General features: G+C 58.8%; 9 protein-coding genes. 8 read left to right on the top strand and 1 reads right to left on the bottom strand.

The window, feature by feature from the left end:
- The first annotated feature begins 74 nt into the window (after window positions 1–74).
- From GKA01_RS02165 to GKA01_RS02150, 4 genes are all read left to right on the top strand, one after another.
- Entirely contained in the window at window positions 75–2582 is a 2508-nt protein-coding gene (locus GKA01_RS02165) for a zinc-dependent metalloprotease (protein WP_146858781.1), read from the top strand.
- 51 nt (window positions 2583–2633) lie between these two features.
- A complete protein-coding gene (locus tag GKA01_RS02160; protein WP_208653387.1) occupies window positions 2634–4400 on the top strand; it encodes an amidohydrolase family protein in 1767 nt (588 codons plus the stop codon).
- 679 nt (window positions 4401–5079) lie between these two features.
- Window positions 5080–6063 carry a DUF1852 domain-containing protein gene (locus GKA01_RS02155; protein ID WP_146858780.1) on the top strand — a complete coding sequence of 328 codons (984 nt, stop codon included), beginning with the start codon at window positions 5080–5082 and terminating at the stop codon, window positions 6061–6063.
- Between the two features lie 27 nt (window positions 6064–6090).
- Window positions 6091–7119: a methionine synthase gene (locus tag GKA01_RS02150; protein WP_146858778.1), complete on the top strand. Its 1029-nt coding sequence runs from the start codon at window positions 6091–6093 to the stop codon at window positions 7117–7119.
- Between the two features lie 77 nt (window positions 7120–7196).
- On the opposite strand, the gene GKA01_RS02145 is transcribed toward GKA01_RS02150, so the two are convergent.
- Window positions 7197–8096: a LysR family transcriptional regulator gene (locus GKA01_RS02145; protein WP_146858776.1), complete on the bottom strand. Its 900-nt coding sequence runs from the start codon at window positions 8094–8096 to the stop codon at window positions 7197–7199.
- Window positions 8097–8319: 223 nt separating this feature from the next.
- Here GKA01_RS02145 and rbsK point away from each other — a divergent pair, with 223 nt between their 5' ends.
- Genes rbsK through deoC form a run of 4 tightly spaced genes read left to right on the top strand, consistent with a single transcriptional unit; the run spans window position 8320 to window position 12430 of the window.
- A complete protein-coding gene (gene rbsK / locus GKA01_RS02140) occupies window positions 8320–9249 on the top strand; it encodes a ribokinase (protein WP_146858774.1) in 930 nt (309 codons plus the stop codon).
- A gap of 60 nt (window positions 9250–9309) precedes the next feature.
- Window positions 9310–10641 (top strand): L-fucose:H+ symporter permease, encoded by a 1332-nt coding sequence (gene fucP, locus GKA01_RS02135; RefSeq protein WP_146858772.1) that lies wholly within the window; start codon window positions 9310–9312, stop codon window positions 10639–10641.
- 6 nt (window positions 10642–10647) lie between these two features.
- Window positions 10648–11742 carry an aldose 1-epimerase family protein gene (locus GKA01_RS02130; RefSeq protein ID WP_146858770.1) on the top strand — a complete coding sequence of 365 codons (1095 nt, stop codon included), beginning with the start codon at window positions 10648–10650 and terminating at the stop codon, window positions 11740–11742.
- Window position 11743: 1 nt separating this feature from the next.
- A complete protein-coding gene (gene deoC / locus GKA01_RS02125) occupies window positions 11744–12430 on the top strand; it encodes a deoxyribose-phosphate aldolase (RefSeq protein ID WP_208653386.1) in 687 nt (228 codons plus the stop codon).
- Window positions 12431–12461 lie beyond the last annotated feature (31 nt).

The raw sequence follows: 12461 nt of genomic DNA, 5'->3' as shown, positions 1-12461 counted from the left end.
GATTTTTTCGAAGCTGACAGGCGTTTCTTCTGAAAATCTCTGCGTTCCCTTGGGGAAAATGCAGGAAATTTTTGATGTTCGCTTTAAAATGTTTTCGATCCGTACGGAATTTCCGCCTGCTGCTTCTCGTCAGCACCATTGTCGCTGCAAGTGCCGTTCCGGGAGCGTCGGCGCAGGATCAGGCTCAGCACTTCACTGAGGCGCCGCTTCTTGCCGTTCATGCCGATGCGCATAACGGCAGAACACTGGTGACGCTTCCCGCGCCGGACAGCGACGGTGTCTATGGGCGCTATCTTTATGCCAGCGCCCTACGGACCGGGATTGGCTCGGCCAATATCCGTCTCGATCATGGAATGCTCGGCCCGACCCGGATCCTCGCGTTCCGCCGGATCGGATCACGGGTTGCGGTTGTTTTCGAGAACCCGAAATTTATGTCGCGGGGCGACGACGATGCTCGCGAGGGGGTCAAGAGAAGCTTCCCGTTCAGTGTCATCGCGATGCTTGATATCGTCTCGACGGGGCCGTCCGGACAAACGGTCGTCGATCTGTCTCCGTTCTATACGCACGACACGATGGCGATTGCCGAGACGCTGAATGGCGGCGGCATGAAGCTGCCCGATACGGTGGAGTCTGGCGGGAAGGGCTTCCATCAGGTTCCCGCCCTGAGCCAGGTCGATTCCACCACGGTGAAGGCCTTTACCGACAACGTGGAGGCCGAAGCTGTGCTCACTTTCGCCTCCGACGCTCCGGGCAAGGAAATCAGCCAGCTTTCCCCCGACCCCCATCAGATCAGTTTCATCGTCCATCACTCGCTCGTGCGGCTTCCCGGCCCGGGATATGTACCGCGTAGACTGGACATCCGCTCTGGCAGTCATGGGACGGCAGTATATGATTTTGGGGCACCGCTGGGGCAGAATGTCCTGATCGAGTACGCCAACCGTTTCCGGCTGGTCAAAACCGATCCGTCTGCGCCGCGCTCGCGGGTCGTCAAGCCAATTGTGTACTATATTGACAACGCCGCCCCTGAGCCGGTGCGCTCCGCTCTGGCAGAAGGGGTGGCGTGGTGGAACCAGGCGTTCGAGGCCGCAGGCTATATTGACGCCTTTCAGGTCAGGATCCTGCCGTCCGGAGTGGATCCGCAGGATGTCCGCTATAACATCGTCAATTGGAATGAACGCCAGACCCGCAGCTATTCCTACGGGATAAGCGTGATCGACCCCCGGACGGGTGAAGTCATCCGCGGCAATGTGGTTCTCGAAGGCCTGCGTCTGCGTCAGGATATCATCATTTTCGAAGCCCTCGCGGGAACGGAGAATGAAAACACGGGCCGTGCGGACGATCCCGTGAAAATTTCGCTCGACCGGCTGCGACAGCTCGGCGTCCACGAAGTGGGTCACACGCTGGGTCTCGTGCATAACTTCCACGCCAGCACGCAGAACCGGGCATCGGTAATGGATTATCCCGGCCCCCGGATCGGAATCGTGGGAGACCGGTTGGATTTCTCGGACGCTTACGCAAAAGGCGTCGGCGTCTGGGACCGTTATGCCATCGACTGGCTGTACGGCCAGCCCGGAGCGGGCGAGGATCCTGACGTGGCCGCCGCCCGTAAGGCCCACGCGATCGAGGCGCAGGGACTGCGTTTCGGAACCGACATCGACGGACGGGACAGTGATTCCGCGATGGCCGGAAACAATATGTGGACCGATGGCGCCGATACGCCTGCGGATCTGAAGCAGATGCTGAAGATCCGGGAAATCGCACTGTCCCGTTTCGGACCCCACGTCCTGCACCCCGGCGAACGGCTGTCCGATCTCCGGCGCAAATTCGTGCCGCTGTGGCTGGTGCACCGTTACGACGTCGAGGCTGTCGGCAAGCTGATTGGCGGACTTGATTACCGTTATGCCGTGGTGGACGGTCAGAGCCCGCTTCCTGTCTCGGTTGATGGCGGGCAGCAGCGCGAGGCAATCGACGCCCTGTTGCAGACGCTGTCGCCCAAAGTACTGGGGATTTCGCCCGCGTTGACGCTCATGCTGTCGTCGGGGGTGAACGGCAACCCCGACCCCCAGTATGATACTGAAGTCTTCCGGATGGCGGGATCCTCGACTTTCGATCCGCTCAACGCTGCGGAAACGGCGGCGGAAATCACTCTGCATTCCCTTTTGGCTCCAAGCCGTCTGGAACGGCTGGTGCTCCAGCATGCCCGTGACCCGGCCCTTCCGGGCCTGGATGATCTGCTGGGTCGTCTGACGTCGGAGGTCGCCTCCCGCCACCAGACGACCCTTGAGAGACGCATCGCATACCGGACCATCCTCAGCATAGCGCAGACACGCGACGACCCTCATACGACGCCGGATGTGGCCCTGGCGCTGTCGGGGGCCATCCGGCAGCTTGGTGGACGGTTCACTGCGGTGAGCGGGCAGGGCGATGATGCCGTATGGTGCCAGGAAATGGGCGCCCTGCTGAAGGATCAGGCGCGACTGGGCCGCGAAGCCACCAAAACGGCGCGACCCGCGGCCAATATCCCGCCCGGAACACCCATCGGCGGTGAGGGCGGATGGCTGTCGGAAGATGCCCCCATCTGATCCGGTCGTACGCCCCTTGTAACCCTGACCGTCAAGAACAGAAAGACGCTCATGATGAAACGCAACCTGATGACCATGGGCCTCGGAACGGTCCTGATGCTCGCGATGGCGCCGCTGACGATGGCGGAGACGACCGCGATCGTGGGAGGGCTGGTATTCGACGGAACGGGCGCGCCTGCGGTGCACGAGACGATTGTCATCCGTGACGGACGGATCGCCGGACTGGGAAAAGATCTTCCCGTCCCGTCCGATGCGCATGTCATTGATGTGCATGGCATGGCCGTTACGCCGGGGCTGTACGATCTTCATACGCACTGGACCGTTGCGGGAGAGCCGTCCGATTTTCCGTCCATTGCCGCGGCCTATCTGAGTTCGGGCGTGACCACCGTCAGCGATTTCAACGAGGCGCCTGAAGCCTATGCACCGCTGCGGGCCTGGCTTGCGACGCTTGAGGCGCCGCATGTCAATTTCGCCGCCCGGATCAGCACGCCAGGTGGCCATGGAGCGGACTGGGCGGACCAGAATACCACGCGCTGGATCAACTCGCCGGACAGCGCCAAGGCGGCGATCGACGCGGTCGTGGCCTATCATCCGGACCTTATCAAGATCTTCTCGGATGGCTGGCGTTACAACCGCATGCCCGACAATACCAGCATGAACGAGGCCACGCTGGCCGCCGCCGTGGCGGAGGCGCATGCCAATGGTCTCAAGGTCATGACCCATACCCTGACCGTCGAACGGGGGCTGATTGCGGCGCGGGCAAAGGTTGATTCGCTGGCGCATGGTCTTCAGGACCGGGTGCTGACTGATGCCGAAGTCCGTTTCATCCGGGACAGCGGGATGGGTGAAATCCCGACACTCTCGGTTTTTGATCCGGACAAATGGGTTCACTCTTCCGGTCACAAGGTCGTTGCGAACACGACCTTGTTCGACAATGCCCTGCGCAATGTCCGCAAGCTCTTCCGTGCCGGCGTTGTCATCGGCGTGGGTACGGATGCCGGGATGCCCGCAACCCCGCATGGCCTGTCGACATTGCATGAGCTTGAGCTTCTGGTCCGTGCCGGTCTCACACCGGCGCAGGCCCTCACGGCTGCGACGCATTCCAGCGCTGTCCTGATCGGACAGGACCGGGACCGGGGCGTAATTGCCGTCGGGATGCGTGCCGATATCACGGTTTTCGACGGCAGACCCTGGAACAGGATTGCCGACATCCATAATGTCGCGATGACCATGGTGGACGGAAAGCCATTGTACGGGCTCGATGCGCCTCCTGCAGCCGCAAGGCCTGGCTGGCCCGCACCGAAAAAAGCCGCGAAACTGGTCGATGATTTCGAGCGGCCGGACGGGCGTTCGTCTCTCGACACGCTGCGGACCAATACGATGGATCGCGGGCCGGATCGTACGGTGGAGGTCTCCGGCGTCATGCTGCGTGATGGCGGCAAGGGGCATGTGCTGTTCATCACCGCCGTCATGGCGCAGCAGAAAACGCCTTATGCTGGTGTGTCCGTCCCACTGTCAGCGGGGGCGGTCCTGCCCGTGGACGTCTCGTCGTATCACGGAATTGCCTTTCAGGTCCGTGGTGCGGCCTGCAAGGCCAGCCTGACTGCGAACGGCACGGTCGGAGCGTCCTGGTCGAGCTCTTTCCCACTCTCGGATCGGTGGCAGAAAATCCGGATTCCGTTCTCCGGGCTGACGGCCACGGTCAATCCCCACCGGCGTGAATGGACGGGGCGGGATATCACCGATATCGAAATCGGCCTGTCCTGCGCACCGGGTTCGACGGCCTGGCTTCAGGCGGACAATCTCGAATTCTACTGAAAGATGTGGCGCAGGCGTCGTCCGTTCCGGATTGGAGGCGCTCTGTGAAGTACCCGCCGTTTCGGCATAGGGCATTGTTGATCCCGAACGGGTCCCTGGCGGGAAGAGGATCGCTATAGGCGTTTTCGCCTTCGTCGAAAGATGCGGAGGCGACGTTCACCTTGTTGTTCGCGACGATTTTGCCGAAGTCCGCCAGTATCTCCGAACTAGCCAGCAATAGGATGTTGTAGAGAATGACACGCGAACCCGGCGCGTCTGTCAGGGTTTCTGCTCGCCCTCACGCCAGATTCCTGCTGCCCAGACCCCGATCACCAATATACCCACCAACTGGCTGTGACCTGCGAGGGGATGCTGCAAGGCGTACGGATCCTGATTGCAACGAATTATTGTTATACATGTTTTGTAGATGAAATAATCGCTATCAGATCACAATCCGTGGCTTTTTCCGGACCTTTCGGATGTCGATTAAAAATCGTCATTCAGAACCGCATGAACGAAATTCATACATTTATGAAATAAAATCATTTTTGTTCAATGAAAGGTTCCGGCATAACCCTCCTCAACGTCGGCAACATAAAACGGCATGAAGCTCTCTGCCGGTTAAATGAAATGCGCCTACCATGCCGTATAAGTCCGGTAGAGGGTTAGGTGTATTTCCGGGGATGGGATAGAGACGGAAATGTCCACGAATATTTCATTTGAAGTAAAAATGCTCAGGTTTGACGAGGACTATGTTCCTTCTGCAAATACACGTCTGACAACCAATTTCGCCAATCTGGCCAGAGGGGAACACCGTCAGGAAAACCTGCGTAATGTTCTCCGCATGATTGATAACCGCTTCAATGCACTGGCGTCCTGGGATAATCCGCAGGCTGACCGGTATGCGATCGAGCTCGATATCGTGTCGGTGGACATGAAAACGGCATTTGGTGGCACTGCTGAAACCTTTCCCCTGATCGAAATCCTCAACACGTCCATCATCGATAACGTCACGGGACTTCGTATTCCGGGAATGACCGGAAACAATTTCTCGTCTTATGTTCGGGACTATGATTTCAGTGTTCTTCTTCTGGAACATAACCGCGACAGCACCGAATTCCAGGTTCCCGACCGGTTCGGAGACCTACACGGCAATCTTTTCAAGGCTTTCGTGCAGTCTCCGGCCTATCGGGAGAAGTTCGGAAAGCTGCCGGTAATCTGCCTCAGTGTGTCCAGCAACAGGACCTATCACAGGACAGGCAACCATCACCCGATCCTCGGCGCCGAATATGAGCAGCGGGAATTTTCCCTGACGGATCAGTATTTCGGGAAAATGGGCATGAAGGTCCGGTATTTCATGCCTGAAGGCAGCTCTGCGCCGCTGTCTTTCTATTTCTTCGGCGATCTTCTGGCCGATTATTCCAGCCTTGAGCTGATCAGCACCATCAGCACGATGGAATCCTTCCAGAAGGTCTACCGCCCGGAAATTTATAACGCCAACTCGCCGGCCGCGGCTTGTTACCGTCCAAGCCTCGGCCATCAGGACTATTCCACAACGCGCATCATCTATGATCGCGAGGAACGCAGCAGACTGGCTATCGAGCAGGGGCGCTTCACTGAAGAAACCTTCATCAGGCCACATCGCGACATTCTCGAGCAGTGGTCTGCCCGGTTTCCTGCCTGATCAATCGAAAACACAAGGTCATCAATCGTGAAAACACTGCTTCCCACTTCTACCGCTGGTAGTCTGCCCAAGCCGTCCTGGCTCGCGAAGCCGGAAACGCTCTGGTCCCCCTGGAGACTGGAAGGCGAAGAGCTTGTCGAAGGCAAGCAGGACGCCCTCCGTCTGACACTCGACGATCAGGATCGTGCGGGGATCAGCATCGTCAGTGACGGAGAACAGACACGCCAGCATTTCGTCACGACGTTCATCGAACATCTTGATGGCGTCGATTTCGAAAACCGCCAGACGGTCAAGATCCGTAATCGTTACGAAGCGAGTGTGCCGTCCGTTGTGGGCGCGGTGACACGTGAGAAGCCCGTCTTCGTCGAGGACGCGAAATATCTGCGCAAGCTCACGGACAAGCCTATCAAATGGGCGCTTCCGGGCCCGATGACGATGATCGATACGCTGCACGACGCCCATTACGGCAGCCGCGAGAAACTCGCCTGGGAATTTGCGAAGATCCTCAATCAGGAAGCCCGGGAACTCGAAGCTGCGGGTGTGGACATCGTCCAGTTTGACGAGCCCGCATTCAATGTCTTTTTTGATGAAGTCAATGACTGGGGCATCGCCGCCCTTGAGCGCGCGGTCGAAGGTCTCAAGTGTGAGACGGCTGTCCATATCTGCTATGGATACGGCATCAAGGCGAATATCGACTGGAAAAAAGGCCTCGGGTCCGAGTGGCGTCAGTACGAGGAGATTTTCCCGAAACTCCAGCAGTCGAGCCTCGATCTGATCTCCCTGGAATGTCAAAATTCCCGCGTTCCGATGGATCTGATCGAACTCATTCGCGGCAAGAAGGTCATGGTCGGCGCCATCGACGTGGCGACGAACACCGTCGAGACGCCTGAAGAAGTCGCTGCGACGCTCCGAAAGGCCTTGCAGTTCGTGGACGCCGACAAGCTCTATCCGTCCACCAACTGCGGGATGGCACCCCTGTCACGTCGCGTTGCGAGAGGCAAGCTGGATGCTCTGTGCGCCGGTGCCGAGATCGTCCGGAAAGAACTTGCGGCCTGATCTTTCCAGTTCTGCGGTCGTTCTAAAGGCGCGGGGTGGCCTCACCCACTCCGCGCCTTTAGGCATATGCGATGCTGTCAGACGACGGCTCCGGGTTCGGAGGCAGATTTTACGAAATCGGTAAGATATTCGATATCGTCGTCTGTCTCGCGCCGACCAAGGAAGATCTGTTTCGCAATGCCCTCGTCCCCGAGCTTCAGGGCATGCAGATCGAAGCGTGGTGCATATTCATCGACCAGCCAGCGCGGAAGAACCGCCACCCCCCGTCCATGGGCTACCATCATCAGCATGATATCCGTGGTTTCGATCTGCTTCTGCTGACGAGGCGCAATACCGGCCGGCTGAAGAAACTGGGTATAGATATCCAGACGTTCGGGAGGCACTGGATAGGTAATCAGTGTTTCGCTGGCAAGCTGCTCGGGAGTGACGGACGGCGTGCCATACAGCCTGTGACCGTGGCCCACCACCAGAACCAGTTCGTAATCAAACACCGGCGTGAAGTTCAGGCCCGGTTTGTGAAGCGGATCCGGCGTTACAAGAATATCAATTTCGTTTCCCAGCAGGGCCCCAATCCCGCCAAACTGGAATTTCTGCCGCACATCAACGTCCACCTTCGGCCAGCGTTCGAGATAGGGTGAGACGACATTGAGAAGCCACTGATAGCAGGGATGACACTCCATCCCGATCCGCAGCGTTCCACGCTCGCCATTGGCAAACTGTTCCAGCCGCTGCTCGGCCAGTGAAAACTGCGGCAGAAGGCGGTTCGCAAGCGATAAAAGCCATTGCCCCGCCTGCGTCAGAACGAGCGTCCGCCCCTCTCGACGCCAGATTTTTACACCAAGCTGCATCTCGATCTTGCGGACGGCATGACTGAGAGCCGGTTGCGTCAGGTTGAGGCGCGCACCTGCCGCGGTAAGCGAACCCTCACGCGCCACTTCCCGAATGATCGTCAGATGGCTGCGTTCCAGAATGCCCATGTCATCTCCATCAGATGCACTGAATTTATAGTCTTCAGTCCGATATATCATTTTTATGCATTGATATGAATGGCGGTGGACCGGGAGCTGTCCGGATTGGGAAATCAACATAGCCTAAATGGTAACGTTATAGAGTTATATTTATAACTATAAAATGTGATGACAGGCGGAATTCTAATGTTATGTATCACACCGTCCGAGAGGATTCGGAAAGGTGGGATCAATGAATCGTATCGCTGTTATCGGGAGCAACATGGTCGATCTGATCACATATGTAGATCGGATGCCGGAAGCGGGTGAGACGCTCGAAGCGCCCCGTTTTTCGCTGGGCTGTGGGGGGAAGGGCGCCAATCAGGCAGTCGCGGCTGCGAAGCTGGGCGCGGATGTGGTCTTCGTCACACGCGTCGGCGATGATTTCTTCGCCGACGGCACGATCGCCAATCTACAGGCCTGCGGCATCGATACGCGCCATGTCCGGAAAGTGCCCGGCGCCTCCAGCGGCGTTGCCCCTATTTTTGTGCGACCGGATTCCGGCAACAGCATCCTCATCATCAAGGGGGCCAACGCCGCGATGGATGCCATCGCGATCAAGGATGCCGCCGATGCTCTGAAGCAGTCGTCGCTGATCGTTCTTCAACTCGAAATTGCGATTGAGGTCGTCTATGCGGCCATCGATTTCGCCGCCGAACACGGGATTCCCGTACTACTCAATCCCGCTCCCGCCGTCGCGGGGCTGGATCCGGCACGTCTGGCAAAGCTGGATTTCCTTGCACCGAACGAAACGGAACTGGCGCTGCTGAGCGGGATGCCTGTTACCTCTCTTGAAACGGCACAGGCCGCGGCCCGCAGCCTGGTTGACAATGGCTGCACACACATCATCGCGACACTGGGCGAAAAAGGCGCACTCTATGTTGGCTGCGAAGGTGAATGGCACATTCCTGCCTGCCGGGTGAACGCGGTTGATACAACCGGCGCTGGAGATGCGTTCGTCGGCTGTTTCGCGAAAGTCTGGAGTGAAACTCACGATATCCGCACGGCCATGGAAGAGGCCGTCGCCTATTCCGCATGCTCCGTAACGGCCTTCGGCACGCAGTCCTCCTATCCGGACAGCGCCGCTTTCGAACGGTTCCGGGACCAGCGCACCGCCGCCTGACCAGATTTTGAAACATCACACGCACATGGGCACGTCGCGCCCGGCCGACCGAGGTCAATCATGAATCAAGAGCCGATCCAACAAACCCCCGACGGGCTGTATCTGAACCGTACGCCCTGGTTCGCCTTCATCCTGCTATGCTGTATTTTTTCGCTGTGGGCCGCGGCCGCCAGCATGAACGACGTGCTGATCGCGCATTTCAAGAAAGCTTTCGTCCTTTCGGACTTTCAGACGGCTTTCGTCCAGTCGGCTTTCTATCTGGGCTATTTTTTCCTTGCGATCCCGGCGGCCCTTTTTGTCCGCCGCTTCAGCTACAAGGCGACGATCCTGTTCGGGCTGGGGCTGTACATGGTCGGTTGCTGCCTGTTTTTTCCCGCCGCCTATTTCGCCCGATATGAAATGTTCCTTGGCGCGCTGTTCGTCATTGCCGCGGGCCTGTCCTTTCTGGAAACCTCGAGCAACACCTATTCCACGCTTCTCGGCCCCCGCGAGGGCAGTACGCGCCGGCTGAACATCTCCCAGACATTTCATCCCTTTGGTGCGATTACGGGGGTGTTCGTCGGCAGCCATGCCATGTTCCATGAGCCTGCTCCCGCTACGGCCGGCATGACGTCTGCCCAGCAGCAGCTGGCCATGATCCAGGACACGCTTGTCCCCTACAAATGGATGATCGCCGTTCTGATCGTGATTTTCGTGTTGATCGTCTGCACGCGCTATCCGGCCTGCAAGGGCCTGTATCACACGGCCACAGGCGCCGAGGACGAGCATTTTTCCAGTATTGGCAAGACCCTCGGACGGCTGTTCCGGAACCAGCGATTCGTGTTCGGGGTCGCGACCCAGTTCCTCTATGTCGGGGCACAGGTCGGTGTGTGGAGCTTCACCATCCGCCTGGCGATGCAACTCGGGCACATGCACGAACATGATGCCTCATGGTTCCTGATGGGAACGTTCGCGGCCTACTTCCTCGGAAAAATGATCGCCAACGTTCTCATGAAGCGCATGTCGGCCGCCCGCGTGCTGACCCTGTATTCCGTGATGTGCATCGCGATCCTGCTCTACGTCATTCTTGTCCCCAATATTTCCGCCGTTTATGCGGCCGTCGCCGTCAGCGTTTTCCTGGGACCGGCATGGCCCACGATCTATGGCCTGACGATCGAAGGGCTCGGGAAGGATACGGCCATTGGCGGTTCCATTCTGGTCATGAGCATCGTGGGCGGCGGTGTGCTGCCGCTCATTCAGGGCCTGATTTCCGACGCCTCGGGCGGCAATATGCAGATGGCCTATATCGTGCCGCTCGTCTGCTTCGTCGTGATTGTGATGTTCGGTCGTTACTGCGACAGGCGCCCGATCGCCCGCACCCTGCCTGTCTCGCCTCTGGTGCCTGCGGAGTAAGTGTCTGTGACGATCCATATTCCTCTCGACAGAAGCACTTTTGGCTTTGAAAAGCGCACGCTGCTTCGATCCGGTGCCTTTACCGTCAGCGGCTGGACCTATCCGTCCGGTGTAATTGCCGTCTCGCTCGAAAATGAGCGGGGCGGCCTGATTATTCTGCCGTTCATGGGGCAGATGATCTGGTCGGCTGTTTTTGACGGGCAGGACCTGCGCATGACGTCCGTTTTCGACCAGCCGGTGCCGAGCCCGACGATCCTCGGCACATATGGTTGTTTCATGTTTCATGCGGGCCTGCTGCGGAACGGCTGTCCCGGCCCGGACGACACTCATCCGCTGCACGGAGAGATGCCCTGTGCCCGGATGGACGAGGCCTGGCTTGAAATCAGCGAAGACGGTTCAGCCCTGACGCTGGGCGGGATTTACCGGCACGTCGAAGGTTTCGGAAACCGTTATGACGCAACGCCGTCCGTCACCCTGCGCGCAGGGGAGGCGACCTTCGACATCGGAATGGACGTCCTCAACCGGGGCGGAAAATCCATGGACCTCATGTATATGGCCCATGCCAATTACGCCTATGTTCCTGACGGCACTTTCGTGGAGCCTCTGGGCGTCGGAGAGATCAGGGTCCGCACCAGTGTGCCTGCCCATGTCCATCCCACCGATCAGTGGCGCGATTATATCGCGAAACTGGCCAGGGACCCGCGGCTGATGCGGAAACTCGACTCCCCGGCGATGTATGAACCGGAGATCGTCAGCTTTCTCGGGGATGTCGGCACCGATCAGGGCGGCAATGCCCATTTCTTTCTCAGACATCCTGATGGCGCCGCTTTTTATACCCGCTACGCGCCGGAAGACTTCACGCATGCAACGCGCTGGGTCCTTCACGACCCCGACTATCATGTCGCGGGGTTCGTTCTGCCCGCCACCTGCGATCCGGAAGGGTATCTGGCGGAAAGCCGCAAGGGCAATGTCCGGCAGCTCTCACCCGGCCAGAAGGCGTCTTTCTCGGTCCATACCGGTCTGCTGAACGCGCAGGAATACGACGCCACGCTCGCCGGTCTCGACCAGGAAACGTCCTCCCGGAACAGTACAGGGAACTGAAATGACCATGACAACAATGACCGCTTCCTCCTACGCTACACTGATCGATCACACGCTGCTCGCGCCCGATGCGACGCGCGCGCAGATTGAAAGCCTCTGCGAGGACGCCCGGAAATTCGGGTTCCATTCCGTGTGCGTCAATTCAGGCCGTGTCCCCCTCTGTGCACGTCTGCTTCAGAATTCCTCGGTGGTTCTGTGCGCCGTCGTTGGTTTCCCGCTGGGCGCGATGCTTCCCGACGCCAAGGCTTTCGAAGCGCGGCAGGCCATCGCGCAGGGCGCCCGCGAAATCGACATGGTGCTGAATATCGGCTGGCTGAAGGACGGCGATCTGGGCGCGGTCGAAGACGATATCCGCAAGGTTTTCGAGGCCTGCGGCAACGTCCCGCTCAAGGTTATTCTTGAAACGGCCCTTCTGTCGCAGGAGGAGAAAACTGCCGCGTGCCGGATCTGTCAGAATATCGGCGTGGCCTTCGTCAAGACGTCCACCGGCTTCTCCAAAGGCGGCGCAACGGTCGCGGACGTTCAGCTCATGCGGGAGACGGTAGGCCCGGATATGGGCGTCAAGGCCTCCGGCGGCGTGCGGGACAGGGCTGCTGCGGACGCGATGGTCGCCGCTGGTGCCACCCGCCTGGGCACCAGCTCCGGAATTGCAATCGTTAAGGGAACAGCCGGTACGTCATCTTACTGAAAGCATTGGGGGATCATCCGCTTCCCCCATA

Origin of the sequence: Gluconobacter kanchanaburiensis NBRC 103587, assembly GCF_007988905.1 — a bacterium.
Classification (GTDB): Bacteria; Pseudomonadota; Alphaproteobacteria; order Acetobacterales; family Acetobacteraceae; genus Gluconobacter; species Gluconobacter kanchanaburiensis.
The sequence above is the reverse complement of the archived record's forward strand: the minus strand, read 5'-3'. Positions and strand labels throughout refer to the sequence as shown.